15 protein-coding genes are annotated in these 15,499 nt (G+C 30.1%); 8 read left to right on the plus strand and 7 right to left on the minus strand.

The window, feature by feature from the left end:
- Positions 1-961: 961 nt before the first annotated feature.
- From V9L05_RS07555 to V9L05_RS07575, 5 genes are all read right to left on the minus strand, one after another.
- Positions 962-2,224 (minus strand): site-specific integrase, encoded by a 1,263-nt coding sequence (locus tag V9L05_RS07555; protein WP_338814988.1) that lies wholly within the window; start codon positions 2,222-2,224, stop codon positions 962-964.
- Between the two features lie 42 nt (positions 2,225-2,266).
- Positions 2,267-3,154 carry a toprim domain-containing protein gene (locus V9L05_RS07560; RefSeq protein WP_338814989.1) on the minus strand — a complete coding sequence of 296 codons (888 nt, stop codon included), beginning with the start codon at positions 3,152-3,154 and terminating at the stop codon, positions 2,267-2,269.
- Positions 3,155-3,540: 386 nt separating this feature from the next.
- Positions 3,541-4,971 carry a primase-helicase family protein gene (locus tag V9L05_RS07565; protein WP_338814990.1) on the minus strand — a complete coding sequence of 477 codons (1,431 nt, stop codon included), beginning with the start codon at positions 4,969-4,971 and terminating at the stop codon, positions 3,541-3,543.
- 126 nt (positions 4,972-5,097) lie between these two features.
- Positions 5,098-5,523 carry a hypothetical protein gene (locus V9L05_RS07570; protein WP_338814991.1) on the minus strand — a complete coding sequence of 142 codons (426 nt, stop codon included), beginning with the start codon at positions 5,521-5,523 and terminating at the stop codon, positions 5,098-5,100.
- Between the two features lie 63 nt (positions 5,524-5,586).
- On the minus strand, positions 5,587-5,889 hold the full coding sequence (locus V9L05_RS07575; RefSeq protein ID WP_338814992.1) for a hypothetical protein: 303 nt from the start codon (positions 5,887-5,889) through the stop codon (positions 5,587-5,589).
- A gap of 153 nt (positions 5,890-6,042) precedes the next feature.
- Here V9L05_RS07575 and V9L05_RS07580 point away from each other — a divergent pair, with 153 nt between their 5' ends.
- Complete coding sequence (locus V9L05_RS07580; RefSeq protein ID WP_338814993.1) at positions 6,043-6,450, plus strand: helix-turn-helix domain-containing protein; 408 nt, start codon at positions 6,043-6,045, stop codon at positions 6,448-6,450.
- Between the two features lie 3 nt (positions 6,451-6,453).
- Positions 6,454-6,957, plus strand: coding sequence for a hypothetical protein (locus tag V9L05_RS07585; RefSeq protein WP_338814994.1), 504 nt, complete (start codon positions 6,454-6,456; stop codon positions 6,955-6,957).
- Between the two features lie 244 nt (positions 6,958-7,201).
- Here V9L05_RS07585 and tsaD read toward each other — a convergent pair whose 3' ends face one another.
- The gene (tsaD, locus tag V9L05_RS07590; protein WP_338814995.1) at positions 7,202-8,203 is read right to left on the minus strand and encodes a tRNA (adenosine(37)-N6)-threonylcarbamoyltransferase complex transferase subunit TsaD; all 1,002 of its coding nucleotides are present in this window, start codon (positions 8,201-8,203) and stop codon (positions 7,202-7,204) included.
- A 156-nt stretch (positions 8,204-8,359) separates the two neighbouring features.
- Here tsaD and V9L05_RS07595 point away from each other — a divergent pair, with 156 nt between their 5' ends.
- The 6 genes from V9L05_RS07595 (at position 8,360) to V9L05_RS07620 (ending at position 15,059) form a co-directional block, all read left to right on the plus strand.
- Complete coding sequence (locus V9L05_RS07595) at positions 8,360-9,304, plus strand: glutamate--tRNA ligase family protein (protein WP_338814996.1); 945 nt, start codon at positions 8,360-8,362, stop codon at positions 9,302-9,304.
- A gap of 271 nt (positions 9,305-9,575) precedes the next feature.
- Complete coding sequence (locus V9L05_RS07600; RefSeq protein WP_338814997.1) at positions 9,576-11,756, plus strand: TonB-dependent receptor; 2,181 nt, start codon at positions 9,576-9,578, stop codon at positions 11,754-11,756.
- A 115-nt stretch (positions 11,757-11,871) separates the two neighbouring features.
- Positions 11,872-12,786 carry a mechanosensitive ion channel family protein gene (locus tag V9L05_RS07605; protein WP_338793818.1) on the plus strand — a complete coding sequence of 305 codons (915 nt, stop codon included), beginning with the start codon at positions 11,872-11,874 and terminating at the stop codon, positions 12,784-12,786.
- A gap of 346 nt (positions 12,787-13,132) precedes the next feature.
- Positions 13,133-13,624: an Hsp20/alpha crystallin family protein gene (locus tag V9L05_RS07610; RefSeq protein WP_338793817.1), complete on the plus strand. Its 492-nt coding sequence runs from the start codon at positions 13,133-13,135 to the stop codon at positions 13,622-13,624.
- Positions 13,625-13,843: 219 nt separating this feature from the next.
- Positions 13,844-14,170, plus strand: a complete 327-nt coding sequence (locus V9L05_RS07615; RefSeq protein WP_338793816.1) for a nucleotide pyrophosphohydrolase — start codon at positions 13,844-13,846, stop codon at positions 14,168-14,170.
- A 58-nt stretch (positions 14,171-14,228) separates the two neighbouring features.
- Positions 14,229-15,059, plus strand: coding sequence for a hypothetical protein (locus V9L05_RS07620; protein WP_338793815.1), 831 nt, complete (start codon positions 14,229-14,231; stop codon positions 15,057-15,059).
- A 70-nt stretch (positions 15,060-15,129) separates the two neighbouring features.
- Here the strand turns inward: V9L05_RS07620 and purS are convergent, their stop codons facing one another.
- On the minus strand, positions 15,130-15,390 hold the full coding sequence (purS, locus tag V9L05_RS07625; RefSeq protein WP_338814998.1) for a phosphoribosylformylglycinamidine synthase subunit PurS: 261 nt from the start codon (positions 15,388-15,390) through the stop codon (positions 15,130-15,132).
- Positions 15,391-15,499 lie beyond the last annotated feature (109 nt).

Below are 15,499 nucleotides of genomic sequence, written 5' to 3' on the forward strand. Positions count from 1 at the left end.
TAGGCTGCAAACGCATTTTTTAAATTTTGTCATGCTCTCAGCTCGTTATGCTCCTGGTTGAATTAAAAATATTTTCTCTTGTAAGGAATAGAAAAAATAGTAACTTTTATCTTTTTGCTATTCTATCTTTCTGATTATGCTTATAAACCTTCATAAAACCTTATAAAAACCTTATTACAAGATAATTGAGGACGTTTTTTGATTTTCCTATCTTTCTGTTTTTTGACTCTCATTTCTAACCTATTTTTTTGATTTTCCTGTGTGTGTCTTATTATTTTTTTATTGAAACACGCCTTTACGGTGTTGTTTCGGCTGTTTCTTGTTTCTGTTTCTGTTTCGTTTTGGTGTTTCTTGGGAGCTTTTCGACTGTTGTTGGTCGGTGTTTATCTTCATTAGTTCTGTCTATGATAATGAGAACCTATGAAAAACCTTAGTAAAACCTTGATTTTGCCTTTTTTAGTGATTCTGACTATATTTTGTATAAAATCTTTATTTTTGATAGTATAAAGGATGTTTTTTGCCATTTTTACCTCAAAATAAACCTTGCTGAAACCTTGATTTTGCCTTTTTTCAATGATATACGGCTTTTGCACTCTATTATATGCGTTTCCTTGTTGTATAGTCTGTTTTTGACTAATTAGAGATAAATAGCAACCTTATGAAAACCATTATAAAACCTTAGAAAAACCTATCAGAAACCTATATATAAACCTTTAATGTAGTAGGTATATGTACTGGTTACTGGTAGGTTTTTTGGTATGTGCCTATCTTTTTATTTTCTGTTTTCGCCTTGTACGGCTGTGGTTTGGCTTGTTTCTGTTTTTGTGTTGTTTTTGTTTTCTGTTTTTGCTTAATTTTTGCATAACTTTGTATGTGGTTTTTTAAAAAGTGGGAAAACTTTGTTTTAAGACCAAACTAACGCCTTTGCTTTATTGCTTAGGCGTTTTTTTTGGCTATTGATTTATTTTTGATAAGAATAAATGAAATTGAAATTTGTAGTAACTCTTTTTTGAGGTTCGTTTTTGTTCGGCTTTTCCTTTTGTTGTTCCTGTAGTTGCTCACTACGAAAGACTTTGTTAAATTCATTTTTTACTCTCCATTTATCGATAATTTTTGCATAATGCTTTTCAGTCATTTTATATGACTTATGTCCCATCACACGAGAAACTACATTTATATCAATTCCACTATTTAGGAAAAATGCTCCTGATGTAGTGCGCCCCAAATGAGAATGTAAATGTTTATCAATTTTGGCACGATAAGCACAAATACGAATATTTGAATTATATCTATAATTTGCAGTTACTTGTAATTGAAAATTATATTTCTCTAAAATTGCCATTGGTTGAGGTAATAAGGGGATTTGCTGCAAAGTATTTGTTTTTCCACGCCTTATATTTATCCAATTCCAATCTTTATCAAATTCTATATTTGAAAAATCTAAACTACTTATTTCGCTGAAAGCAAGACTAGTATAACATTGTATCAAAAATAAATCTCTGTCTCTTTCCAAGATTTGTTCCTTATCTGTAAATGTAAGAGCTGCAAATCTTTCTAGTTCATCACTATCTAAATAAACATACTCTTTTACAGTATTGGAGTAATGAAATAATTTGTAGTCTTTCAAATAATTGATTTTTATTTTTTCTAATGAAAAACCCAAATTAAAAGCAGCTTTTACCATTCCTATTGACTTCCTGATAAATTCCTCTTTGCACCGTTTACGCATTTCTGTACAAAGATTTTCAAGATGTAGAGGTCTGAAATTTTCGGCATAAAAAGGAACTCCTACAGAATTACAAAAAGGAACTAGCCAAACATTACGAAAAGATTGGTATACTTTTAATGTTCCTTTCGTCCAGTTTTCTGTTTTTTTTCTTTCAATGAGAAAATCAAACAATTCGATGACTGTAACTTTTTCAAATCCTTTGATGTGATAATCTGCAATTTCTTGAATATTGCTGATAGTATCCTGATACTGATTAAATTTACTTGTCAAATCTGCTCTCAAATTATCTAAAGCATCATTGATTGGTTTTGCATTTATTCCTGTAGCGTGGTTACGTTCCCAAAATTTATAATTTACTCTTATTCCAGTAGAGTATTTCCTTGACCTCTGACCATTATTTGAAAGATACCAATAAATCATAGCTTGTCCATTTGTGTTTTTTTGGTCTTTCCTGATTGAAAAGACAACATTCATAAATCTATTTTTTTGAAACATATTATTATTTTTAAAGTGGGAAAACTTTGTTTTAAGAATTGATTATTTTTTTGTGAGGAATTCGTTAAAATCGTTGAATCCTTCGTAAACTTCTGACTTGTCAATTAATTGAATAGATAATTTTTTTAGTTCATTTGTGGCTTCTTTTCCTGCTTTATCATTGTCTAGGAAAGTATAAATTTTGGTAGCTGCCAATGATTTTAGTATCTGTTTTGCTTTTTCTAAGTGGCTAGTAGAATTCAGAATTAAAATATTTGCCTTAAAATTCTTTTTGTAATGAGTGATTGCACTTAGAAAATCTATAAAGCCTTCAAAAACAACCCACAAACTAGAGTTTTTATATAAAATGGTAGTTACATCAGCTTTTCCAAAATTGCCTTTAAAACTCTTGTTTCTGACTGCATAACCTTCTGAATCATTTGAGAAAAACAAACCGTAATACCATTTACTTTTTATTTCGTATTGTTGGTATTTTATGTATTCTCTAGCAAGTGATGGACTAATACCACGTTCTTTTTTTAGATAGTAGTTTAGATTATTTTTTTGTTTGTCGGTTGCTTCTTTGTGATTTGGTAATGGCTGATTGAAATGAGGTTTTGAAAGAAAAAAGTTATCTTCTTTTGGTTGTTCGACAAACTCCTTATTAAACTCTAAAAGAAAATACATGGCTTCTACAAATGATTTTCTTTTGTATTCCATTGTGAGCGTCATGACGTTCCAAATTCTTCCACTACTCAAATCTTTTGCTATCCAAATATTTTGCGTTTGGTGTTCAAATACTGAAAAGCTGTTACTACTTTTTTCTTTTCGAAAAGGATTTTCAAAAAGTGAGTTTGAAAGTTTTATAAAACCAAATTCTACTAATAAAGCTCTTAAATCTGTTTTATTAGCTTTCTCTATTTGCTGGGGTGTAAATCTGTTATTTTGCATAATTGTATAAATTTAAAGCCTTGTACTTTTTTCTTTCAAAACCTAGTTTTAAAAAGTGTGTGTGGAGAAGTAAAAAAAAACGTTACTTTGTTACCTTTTGCCATTTTAAGACCTTAAATAACTGAAAAACAATTGCTTAACACGGTAACAAAAGTGGTAACAAACTGGTAACAAAATCACAATTTATTTTTTTTGTTACCATTCACTTTCAAAGAATCTCAATTTGTTACCGATTTGTTACCGTGTTTGTTACCTTTATTTTTTAGAAAAAAGTAGCTTTAAAATGTATTAGAGTTAGATTTTATAAAAAAAAGTAACAAAGTAACAAAAGTAACGTTTTTTTGAGGTCGTAAAATTAGAGTGTATTTTTATCGTGTAAGAAATTATTAAAATAAGTTTTTTGTTAAGTTTTTGGTATTTTGTTCAGTAGCATCAACAAAAGGATTATCAGGAGCTTCAACTTGCTCATTTTCAGAAACTTCTTTTTTCAAAGTTTCTGTTTTTACTTCTAATCCTAAACATTCACGAGTAAAACGGTAACACCTGCCTGTTTTACTAATAGCTTCATTATTCTCATCATAGTATTTATACTTTTTGGTGTTACTGGAAGTCAAAGAAAAATCTTTAAGTAAAACATTTTTCAAATACGACTTTTCTACATTTTTCAAACCTTCCTCTTTCATTATTTCAATAAGCTCCTTCATTGGATATTCTACAAAATCCAAATCATAGGTATCTAAAATTTCTCCTATGTAGTTCCTTAGTGCTTTATGAACTTTTGGCATATTAGCATCCATAACACGCTGTAATGCTTCTGTATGGATTTGTTTTGTAGTAAACCACATACGACTTTCATTTTTACTTTTGATACCTCTATTTTTCAGAAAATGAAGGAAATAAGGAACTTCACTTGTTAGAGTGGCTAACATTTTTACATTTTCTTTTACTCCTTTGCTTTTGAATGTTGGAATTTTACGAACCCAAAAACGTATCTCATCTGAACCAATAGGCATAAAAGTTTCTTCGAAATTGGAACACAAAATGAATTTACCAAAAAATTTACCTTCTGTTTTGTCTTTTCCTTTGGCTTCTGTTTTGTGGCTTTTTGCAGTAGAAAGGCTTTTTATGCGTTCGTAAACTGCCTTTTTTTCTATTAGTGTTTCTTCTACTGCAATGATTAGTTTGGAAGTCCAATCACTATTAAAACGCCCTTCAAAATCATTATTATCATTGACAGTAGCATTTGAGCCAAACAACTCATTGAGCCAAAAAATAAAAGTGCTTTTTCCTGTACTTCTTTCATTACTGACTAAGGAAAGTATAGGTAAAATTTGCATAGGCTCTAAATATAAAATTGCCAAATAGTCCAAACCTAATTCATACTGTTCGCCAAAAATATGTTCAATAAAAGAGAGTGTAGTAGGGCATTCTCCTTTTTGTGGTTCAAACTTCAATTTGTGATACTGGTTATAAAAACCATTTACATTTTGCTGATAATTTGTGTGTGAAGGAAAAGTTATAAATCCTGTATATTTTGGCACATCGTGGACAAAACTATTATTATAATCATCTTTAATAGTCTGTTTATCCCAATGCAAAAGGACATTTTCATAAATATATTTACCCTGTTCTACTGGGTGTTTGCCTGTTGGCATTTTTGCAATACGGTAATATTTTATACCTACTCGTATGTATTCAGATTCTTTATTTTTTTCTTTATTTTTTCTACTCTTAACTACTTCATTTTGAGGCTTTTGAGTAGTTGTATTTGTTTCGTTATTTGAAACAATATCTTTGTTTTTTGCGTTTAATTCCATATATTTACGGTGTTATCAATGAATAAAAATTTTGATGTCTTGGTCGGCTCAAAAAACTTTTTCCTTTCAAATTAGACACTAATAAAACCGTTCAGAACCTTTCTGAACGGTTTTTTTGTGCCTATACTACATTTTTTCTATTTCTAAAAAAGAATATATTTTGTAGCCAAAAAAATTAAATTGTACTTGCCTTTCGAAAGGCATTTTCTTTGGTTCTGTTGTACAAATAATTTGTTCTACTACTGGAGTAGTTTTTTTGCTGTCAGTAGCTACTTCTTCAGCTTCATAGGTTAGCCTTTTTCCTTCAAGATAATAGCTACTATTTTCTCTTTTTATGCGCTCCTTCTCCCAAATTTCGGTTTGCAAGTCGTTTTGGATTTTGGCTTCGGAGTGTAAAAATTCATATTCAGGAAGTAATAACCTGAACATTGAACTATAATAATTGAATTGTTCCAAATCATTGTCTTTACAGTCTATACAAATAGCGTTTAGCTCTCTACAAACCCTTCCTATATCAGTTAATTTGAGAATTGCTTTTGTGGAATCTAACATAATAAATGAATTTTAATAAAGTGGGAAAACTTTGTTTTGATAGTGGGAAAACTATTTTTTTAGTTATGATTTTACTAAACCATATTTTTTGTAGTCTAGCTTATTTTTTTGTGATATTGGATTGTCTTCTGATAAATACTTGAGTGTAAAATCGTGCAACTCCAAAATATGGACACCAAAATAAGAAGCTAACCGTTTCATCTCTAAAATAGTAAGGTTCTTTTCATTCCTTACTAATTGCCAAAAACGTTTTTGACCTATTTCTACATCTTTAAAAAATTGCCTATTAGGTTTAAAAACGTTGTTTTCTTTACTTTCTTTGCTCTCAATAATTTGAGAGAGTTTGTTTGCTATTATTGTATTCATAGGTTTTAATTTTATTTACTGGTTCAAAGTTAAAACAAATACGCATATTTAACAAATAAAGTTTCAAGTTTTTAAAACAAATACGCATATTTAAAACTAAATTGGTTTATATAACTCCTACAAAGGTTTTATATTTGCTTAAAAAGTACAATTATGATATTTACACCATTAGAAACTCATCTGAAAATAGCTTACCTAAGAAAAGAAAAGAAGCTATCACAAACAGAAATAGCCGAAATTTTAGGTATTAGTCAAAATGCTTATAGTCGTATTGAAAGAGGAGAAACAAAACTCACTATTGATAGAATAAAAGAGATAGCTACTATTTTGAAAGTACCTTATACAGAACTAATAACTAATGATAAAAATGAGTTTACGGCTATGTATCAAGATATTTCGGAGCAACACGAAAGGGAAAAAGAGGTAATTGAGAACCAATTAAAAGACAAAAACAAGTATATAAAGGAACTAGAAAAAACTATATTAGATAAGGAAATGATTATTTCTTTATTACAAGAAAAAATCAAAAATTTAGAAAAAGCTAACTCTCAAAATCAATAAACTATGAAATATTTTTTACTGTTTTTTTTGACGTGTTTTATTTGTTCTTGTAGTAGTAATACAGATTATAACCAACAAGTAGCTTTAGAAGAGTATGGACAATATATAAGGGATTCAATACAAGCAGCTCAAAATACTCAAACAAATGAGCAAAATAATGAACCTCAAATGATTGTTACTCCTCCAAACAAGATAAATAAAAAGAAAAAAAGCGACTGGAGAAAAGATATTGTTTTAGAATATAGAGTAAGTCAAAAAACATTCAAAAGAGATAAGATATACATTACACTTACTAATCTTTCAAAAATGTACAACTACTCTTATTTACAAATACAAGTAGATTTTATTAATTCTAGTGGTTATGTTTTTACACAAAGAGATAAAACTTATGATATAATTTTACTCAATGGAACACAACAAAAAGTAACCTTTGAAACTGAATTACCAAAAGGTACTCGTAAAATGGATGTTCGTTTATTAGATGCTAAAGAATATAGTCCTAACTAATTTTAATTTCTTGAAAAAGTACCACAAATCAAAGTGTTTTCCTTATTTCGCTATCGCCAAAAAATAGCCATTTATACACTCTAAACGCACTTTTTATGCAGTCGCCAAACTTAGGTCTAACAAAAAAACACGCCTATGTGCTTGTATGCGTGTTTTTGGTGTGTTTCGTTGTATTCCCTTTATCGCTACAAAATTAAAGAACATAATCCATATTTTCTATTCTTACAAGGATTCAGGTGTACCATTAAAAACTCATTCTTGAAAGTGGAGCAACAGTTTGATTACTAAATTCCTTTTTCAAAAATTTATAGTGAGCAGCCATCGCAATCATAGCAGCATTATCAGTACAGTATTCCATTTTGGGAATAAAAATATCCCAGTTTCTTTCTTCTCCTAACTCTGTCATTCTTTTTCTAAGTTCGGAATTGGCAGAAACTCCTCCAGCAATTGCAATTTGATTTATCCCTTTCTGTTCAGCAGCTTGAATAATTTTTCTCAAAAGCGTTTCGATAAGTGTATGTTGAATGGTAGCACAAATATCATTTATATTTTCTTTTATAAAATTCGGATTTTTCTGTTCTTGTTTTCTTATAAAATAAAGAATTGCCGTTTTGAGTCCAGAAAATGAAAAATCAAGATTTGGTAAATCTACTTTTGGCAAACCATAATCTTGAACTTTCCCTTTTTGAGCTAATTTATCAATTTCTACTCCCCCTGGATAAGGCAAACTCAACATTTTAGCTGTTTTATCAAATGCTTCTCCTACGGCATCATCTTGTGTAGTTCCAATAACTTCCATTTCTAAATAATCTTTTACCAAAACAATCTGTGTATGTCCACCCGAAACCGTCAGACATAAAAACGGAAATTTTGGCTTTGGTTCATCAATAAAATGTGCCAAAACATGTGCTTGCATGTGATTGACTTCAATCAATGGAATCTCTAAACTAAGAGCCAACGATTTTGCAAAAGCTGTCCCAACAATTAGTGCACCCAAAAGACCTGGTCCACGAGTAAAAGCAATTGCATCTAAATCTTTTGTCGTAATTTGAGCTTCTTTTAAGGCTTCCATCACAACAGGAACTATATTTTGTTGATGTGCCCTAGAAGCAAGTTCAGGCACAACACCACCGTAAGCACGATGAATTGCCTGTGTAGCAATCAAATTACTTTTTACTTGCCCATCTATAATTACAGAAGCCGAAGTTTCATCACAACTTGACTCAATAGCTAATATTTTTGTCATATTTTTGTAAAGTGTGTTCGTTTCCTCAGAAACGAACTTTACGCTTTCTCAAAAGCGTGATAAACAAATAAAAAAACACGCTTCTGAGGAAGCGTTTTATTCAGTTCTGAGAACGACGTAGTCCTCAGAGAAGCTAAACTGAACACACAAATCAATATGAACCATTCAAAAATCAAATCAGTATTAAATTCTATTCAAAAACCGATTCATTCAAGAATTGCGCCCACACCTTCTGGATTTTTACACAAAGGTAATGCTTTTTCTTTCCTTTTGACGTGGATTTTGGTAAGAAAAACAGGTGGAACACTTACTTTGCGTATTGATGATATTGATAAGACTAGAAAACGACCAGAGTATTTACAGGATATTTTCGAAACACTTGATTTTTTGGGAATAGATTGGGATAAAGGAGCAAAGACCCCAACTGACTTCGAATCTAATTATTCACAGCATCATTTTTTAGAAATTTATCAAAAAGAAATTGAAATTCTTAAACACAAAAATGCTGTTTTTGAGTGTTTCTGTTCTCGTTCAGAAATTCAACAAAGGAACTTATATAACAAAAATATTTATGATGGCTTTTGCTTAAACTCACTACATACAGAAAATCAAAAAAAGTCTGCTCTTCGAATAAATACAAACTATTTTGATAAAAAAAATATTCTAATCAATGATTGTAATAGAGGTAATTTTGAAATTAATTTAGAAAAGAAAATACCTTTCTTTATTGTACAGAAAAAAGCTCAGAGAGATATAAAACTACCAGCTTATCAAATCACTTCTTTGATAGATGATGTTAGAATGAATATAAATTTTGTAGTCAGAGGTTCAGATTTGATAAACTCAACAGCAGCACAGCTTTTTTTAGCAGAAATTTTAGAAAAAAATTCTTTTTCAGAAATTATATTTTTGCATCATGATTTGATTGAAGATACAGCAGGAAATAAAATTTCTAAATCAGCAGGAAGTAGGTATGATTCTTTTTCTGTTAAGTATTTTAGAGAAAATGGAGGAACAAAAGAACAATTTTTAAAACAGTTTTGTGAATGGATAAAGATAGAACCAAAACAAAGTTTGCAAACAATTCTAGATTTGCTGTAACTGACTCTTTAGAAACAGTCATATAAAAAGTTGATTTTCTGAATTAGAATTTTGAAAAAAGATTAGTTATGAGTAATTTGATAAGCAAAAACTTTACTTTTATTCTGTGATTGCTTTCTGTCTTTTATTTTCCTAAAAATTGCTCTTGATTATGACTAAAAATTATTACTTTCTTACTTTTTGCGTCTTTCTTTTTTTCACAAAAATAAGTTTTTCTTATAGTCAGGATAACAATCAAGACAATATAAAAAAAGCGACTCCAGATTCGACTATGAGACATTCTTTTGAAGCAAGTCTGCAAGAGCTTTTAGACGAAGAAGTTGATTATGAAAATTTATGGTCAAACGCACGAGTAATGACAGCTAGTAGAAGTGTAGAGCGTATTGGAACTGCTCCAGCTACAATTTATGTAATTACAGAAGATCAAATTAGACAGCGAGGCTATACATCTTTGGAAGATGTTTTGGGAGACATTCCAGAAATTGAAATTCAACAAAAAGCAAATACTTATACCAATAGTTATTATTCCATTCGTGGAATTGGTGGCAACGAGCGTTTTGTTATTTTGCAAGATGGAATCCGAATTAGTTCAATTACTGGCGTTTTGCATCCTGTTCAACATAATTTTGCAATTTATCATGCAAAACAAATTGAGGTTATTTTAGGGCCTGCCTCAGCTCTTTATGGTGCAGATGCCTTTTCAGGAATCATAAATATTATTACCAAAAATGGAGCTGAAATAAAAGGAGCTGAGATAAACTCTTCGTTTGGAAGATTTAATACGGCTGACAATTCATTCGTTGCAGGTGCAGCTATCAAAGATATTTCAGTTATGATTTATGGAAAACAGTATTATTCTGCTGAGCCAAATTTTCCAGAGTTTTATCAAGAAGATTTTGATTGGTATATCAATCGTTATCAAACTAATGGCGAAGTTTTGGCAAGTCAGTTTGTGCCAGATGTAACACGAACAGTAGAAATAGAGCCTTTTGCAATGCCTACACAAGCCTATAATGTGGGTGCAAAAGTAAGTGTAGGAGAAAATTTTACAGTTGGTTTTACACATCACAAACAAATTCATTCTACTTCAGTAGCTAATCGTCCAGAATATACTTTATTCAAAAAAGATATTCGCTATGGTACAAATCTGACAAACATTTATACTTCCTTTCAAAGAACAATAGACAAGTTTTATTTTCGAACAATTGCCTCTTTTAACTCTTTTACAGTAGATGAAGATTCTAATTTTGAAAATGTATATTCAGGTTATCAAAAAGGTTATAAATATGCTTCAGAAGCAGCTTTTCAGTTTGACCAACAATTTCAATATTATTTTACAGAAAAAACAAATCTTACTGTTGGCGTTCTTTTTCAGAGTTCGAAAGCACTTCCACAAACAGGAGATTTGCCTTTGCCTTATGATGGAAATATACCTGAGTTTTCGACACAACAATATTATATTGGAACAAATGTAACAGATTCTTTAGGAAAAGATTTGACGATTTTTCAAAATTTCTATTGGACACAATATCAAAATTATGGCGTTTATGCACAGTTTAAAACTAGCTTTGCAGACCGTTTGTACATGACTTTAGGAACTCGTTACGACTATAATACTCGCTATCAAGGTGCTTTCAATCCTCGTGTAGGTTTTGTTTTTTCGCCTGATGCAAAATTCAATATCAAACTTTTGTATGGACAAGCATTTTTAGCTCCTTCTAATCAAAAGACATTTCAGCAGTTTGGTGATTTTATTCCTACCACAAATGATAATAATCAGATTACTGGTTTTACGTTACCTTTTTATCATCTTCCTAACTCAGAGCTTCGCCCAGAAAGAAATCAAACTTTTGAAGTCAATGCGTCTTATGCTCCAATGACTACTCTTCGTTTTAGTGGTGATATTTATTACAATACACTTACAGATTTGATTACAGATGTTATTCAATCAGGTAAGACATTTAAAGGAATTGAAGTCAGTGCTGCTGAAGTATCCATAAATCAAGGAGATGCTACAACCTATGGAGGAACTTTTCAAGCTATTTATCATCAAACATTTGGAGATTGGAAAGTACATACAAATCTAGCCTATTCCTATTCAGGTGGAGAATTAAATGAAGGACAACTTCCTCTTAGTGCTATGCACACGTTGAGATTGATAGGTGAGTTTTCTTATAAGAATTTTGATGTTACACCATCTATTTTGTATAGAAGTACAAGTTATCACACAACTTTCAAAGATGATGCAGGAAATGCGCTTGGAAATGAGCCTTTTTGGGTGGCTTCTTTATATGCAGGTTATCACATCAAAGATAACTTTACTATTTTTACTCGTTTCAGAAATTTATTAGATACTCGTTATTACAATACATCTGTTCCTAATGTAACTACTTTTGTAGGCGTTCCACAAGATCCTTTGAGATGGAATGTTGGAATTAATTGGAAGTTTTGAAAATAAATTTAGAAGGTAGAATTATTTTTCTTTTTTAGCTATACTAACTTTAAATTCTAAACTTTACCTTTGTATTCACTTCTAACTTCATATATCTGATTTCTAACTTTGTTTTATGATAGACAAAATTATTCCTTTCGATACAGGATTATTACTAACCATTATTTTGATTCTCATTGTTTCAGGGGTTACTTCTCGTTTGGCAAAATCAGCTATCAATAAGCATTTGCGAAATATTGCAGACTCTCAAGAATCAAAAGACTATGATAATGCGACTCGCCTTCGTTTTTTCAAAAATGGCGTAAATTTTATTATTGTCATTTTGGCTATTTTATTTATCACTTATACAATTCCTTCATTACGTGCATTAGCTGTTACGCTTTTTGCTGGGGCTGGTATTTTTGCTGCTTTTATTGCTTTTGCTTCTCAAAAAGCATTTAGTAATATTGTGAGTGGAATTTTCATTGTTTGGTTTAAACCCTTTAGAGTCGGAGATATTGTAGTTGTGGGAACTTACTTTGGAGTGGTAGAAGACATTACACTTCGTCATACTGTCATAAAAGGACTTGAAAACAAACGTATTATTATTCCTAATTCCAATATTAGTAGTGATGTAATTGTTAATTCTACTATAGAAGACCCCACCATTCAACGTTTCGTAGAAATTTGGATTACCTATGATACTGATTTGAGAAAAGCAATATCTATAATGGAAGAAGAATCTATGAAACACCCTGATATGATAGATGGAAGAACATTAGAAGAAAAAATAAAGGGAGAGCCTGTTGTTTTGGTAAGAACTACTGGAATGGATGAGAGAGGAATAAAAATAAGAGCAAGCGTTTGGGCAAAAGATCTTTCAACTTCTTTTGATATGTATTGCGACTTGATTAGAGATATAAAATACCGTTTCGATGAAGAAGGAATAAAAATAGGCGTTCCTCATCGTCATTTAAGCCAAAGTTTCAATTCAGAAGTAGAACCTTCTAAATCTCAACAAAACGGGTCAGAAAGTTCAGAAAAGCAGTAAATCAAACAATTTGAAGTAGAGCTTGTTAATAGTATAGAAAACAGCTAAAAGAGAAGTTAAAAAAAGTAACATCGATTTTTTGGCATTAAATTTTCATATATCATATTGATTGCGTAATAGACACAGTCATTTTGACATATTAAAAATATACTTTTCACAGATAAAACAATCAAAAATGTCAATTTGTCATTTTTTTATTACAAAATAGCTTAAAAGCATTTTGGTTCATAATTTGAATAATATAAGTCAAATGTAACTACGAATAATATAATTATTTATTAGTAGTCACATTTATTTAAAGAATCTTTTTATAATTTATTCCTTAATCACTTAAATTTTTATTATTATGACACTTATAAAATATAGACCTAGCAATTCTTTTTTGCCTAACTCTTTTGCAGAGTTTTTTGACCAAGATTTCCTTTCAAATGGAATGACTAAATTTGGTTCAGAACTTTCATTACCAGCCGTTAACATCAGTGAAAATGAAAACGAACATTTAATTGAAGTTTCGGCAGCAGGTTTTGAAAAAGACCAATTTAATGTTGAAATAGAAGATAATAAACTTACTATTTCAGCAGAAATGAAAGAGGAAAAAGAAGAAAAATCAAATGAAGATTCAGATAATAAAAAATCTGATAATACAGCGAAAGAATCAAAAAGACAGAACTATTACACCCGTCGTGAGTTCCGTTCTTCTTCTTTCAAACGTTCATTTACACTTCCTAAAAATGTAGATGGCGAAAATATTGCAGCTTCTTATCAAAACGGAATTTTAAAACTCGTTTTACCAAAGAAAGCTGAAGTAGTTAACAAGAAAAAAGTAAGTATTGCATAAATTTGTTGAGAAAATTACCAACAAGTAGAAATACTAGAAAATATATAGACATTAGAAAATACTAAAAATATTTAAGATCAACAGTAGTTAAGTTGTGAAATCCAAAAGAACCGTTTCCTTGAAACGGTTTTTTTGTTCGATTTTTGTTCGAATAGCTCTAAACAAATAGCCTTTGTTTTTGTAATCTTTATTATTGTTCTCACAAAAAACACATTTCAAATGACTTTAGAAGAAGCTCAAAAAACAGTTGATGATTGGATAAACCAATTTGGAATACGATATTTTAATGAACTTACCAATATGGCAATGCTGACCGAAGAAGTTGGAGAAGTGGCTAGAATAATTGCACGAAAATATGGTGAGCAGTCTTTCAAAGAGTCTGATAAAGACAAAGAGCTTTCTGATGAACTAGCTGATGTTCTTTTTGTGGTTATTTGTTTGGCAAACCAAACAGGCGTAAATTTGACCGAAGCATTACAGAAAAATTTGGACAAAAAAACACAACGAGATAGTACAAGACACAAGGAAAACAAAAAATTGCAATAGTTCAAAATTACTCTCTAATCAAATAATTACTTTAATTACCTATCAATAATTTAATTTTATGAATCGCTTTCTAGCGAATTTCTCAACATTTTTTTTATTATCCTTCATTTATAAATATATTTCTAAACCCAAGTTTGAGAAAGTATATTGTTATGTATTATGGTTTCTGACTTTCTATTTCTTGACTTCCTCTCTGTCTGCACAAGAGCTTTTTCTGACAGCCAAATACAATGAAAATGGAACTGCTGACCCAAATTATACTAGTAACGAATGGAAAATTGATGCCATTGAAGGTAGTTTTTTGTATGTTTTGTTTAGAAGTGAAAAGCAGATTACTGATCCAAAACTATATCTTTTTATAGATAAAAAAGTAGTTTCTAAGCAAGAGAATGAGACAACATCTAGCTTTGAAGAGTATGACAACAAAAAGATTTATATCAATAAAAAACGAAATTGGGCAGTTCTTCAATATACTTTTTTGCAAGCAGGAGTTTATAAAATTTCGATTGCAGATGCTGATAAAAAAATCATTATTTCTAAGGAAATAACAATTAGTTATAAATCAAAAATTTTATTTAGTAATGATTTAAACCAACAGAAGTATCCTATTTCACATCAAAAAACATTCAAATTAGAGAAGGCAAAAGAAGGAATTTATATTTTTATAAAAGATGAAACTCCTTTTAATTCGCAATCCTTAAAAGTTGTAATTGAAAAACAAAATGAAGAAGGAATCTATCAAAAATATACAGAAGAAACTTTTTTTATAGATAAACAACTGCGTTTTTCATTTTTTGAGCAAGCCTTTGAGTTAAAAGGAACTTATCGTATTTCTATCTTTAAAGAGGAAGAACAACTTTTAGCTGTGGGTTTTTTGAATATTGTATAAACTCTTAATATGTCAAAAAAACCGTCAATAAACTAATTATTAACGGTTAATATTTATTTTTCTTAAATAATTAAGCCATTTCTGCCTCAAATATTTTGTATTCGTAGAATTCCATAATCAAATTAGCTAATAATTTTTTACATGCCAGTTCTACTTTTTGTTCGGCTTCAGCTTTATCAGTTGCTTCAATTTCCAACTGAATATGTTTTCCGATACGTACATCATGTACTTCTTTTACTCCCAAATTATCCAAGCCTAGTTTTACAGCTTTTCCTTGTGGATCTAAGATTTCTTTGAGTGGCATTACGTCAATTTCTGCTCTGAATTTCATAGTTTTATGTAATTTTGAGTGAGGTTAATTATTGATGAATAAGGTTGAATCAGCAATGTTTGTACAAAACCATTTATGACAACAAATATACAACTAAGTTAATAACTTA

This window comes from Bernardetia sp. Wsw4-3y2, assembly GCF_037126295.1.
In the GTDB taxonomy this organism is placed as follows: domain Bacteria; phylum Bacteroidota; class Bacteroidia; order Cytophagales; family Bernardetiaceae; genus Bernardetia.

What these genes read in the sequence shown, in the direction of transcription:
- V9L05_RS07555 (WP_338814988.1), bottom strand. Translation starts at nt 2,224, where the DNA reads ATGTTTCAAAAAAATAGATTTATGAATGTTGTCTTTTCAATCAGGAAA.
- V9L05_RS07560 (WP_338814989.1), bottom strand. Translation starts at nt 3,154, where the DNA reads ATGCAAAATAACAGATTTACACCCCAGCAAATAGAGAAAGCTAATAAA.
- V9L05_RS07565 (WP_338814990.1), bottom strand. Translation starts at nt 4,971, where the DNA reads ATGGAATTAAACGCAAAAAACAAAGATATTGTTTCAAATAACGAAACA.
- V9L05_RS07570 (WP_338814991.1), bottom strand. Translation starts at nt 5,523, where the DNA reads ATGTTAGATTCCACAAAAGCAATTCTCAAATTAACTGATATAGGAAGG.
- V9L05_RS07575 (WP_338814992.1), bottom strand. Translation starts at nt 5,889, where the DNA reads ATGAATACAATAATAGCAAACAAACTCTCTCAAATTATTGAGAGCAAA.
- V9L05_RS07580 (WP_338814993.1), top strand. Translation starts at nt 6,043, where the DNA reads ATGATATTTACACCATTAGAAACTCATCTGAAAATAGCTTACCTAAGA.
- V9L05_RS07585 (WP_338814994.1), top strand. Translation starts at nt 6,454, where the DNA reads ATGAAATATTTTTTACTGTTTTTTTTGACGTGTTTTATTTGTTCTTGT.
- tsaD (WP_338814995.1), bottom strand. Translation starts at nt 8,203, where the DNA reads ATGACAAAAATATTAGCTATTGAGTCAAGTTGTGATGAAACTTCGGCT.
- V9L05_RS07595 (WP_338814996.1), top strand. Translation starts at nt 8,360, where the DNA reads ATGAACCATTCAAAAATCAAATCAGTATTAAATTCTATTCAAAAACCG.
- V9L05_RS07600 (WP_338814997.1), top strand. Translation starts at nt 9,576, where the DNA reads ATGAGACATTCTTTTGAAGCAAGTCTGCAAGAGCTTTTAGACGAAGAA.
- V9L05_RS07605 (WP_338793818.1), top strand. Translation starts at nt 11,872, where the DNA reads ATGATAGACAAAATTATTCCTTTCGATACAGGATTATTACTAACCATT.
- V9L05_RS07610 (WP_338793817.1), top strand. Translation starts at nt 13,133, where the DNA reads ATGACACTTATAAAATATAGACCTAGCAATTCTTTTTTGCCTAACTCT.
- V9L05_RS07615 (WP_338793816.1), top strand. Translation starts at nt 13,844, where the DNA reads ATGACTTTAGAAGAAGCTCAAAAAACAGTTGATGATTGGATAAACCAA.
- V9L05_RS07620 (WP_338793815.1), top strand. Translation starts at nt 14,229, where the DNA reads ATGAATCGCTTTCTAGCGAATTTCTCAACATTTTTTTTATTATCCTTC.
- purS (WP_338814998.1), bottom strand. Translation starts at nt 15,390, where the DNA reads ATGAAATTCAGAGCAGAAATTGACGTAATGCCACTCAAAGAAATCTTA.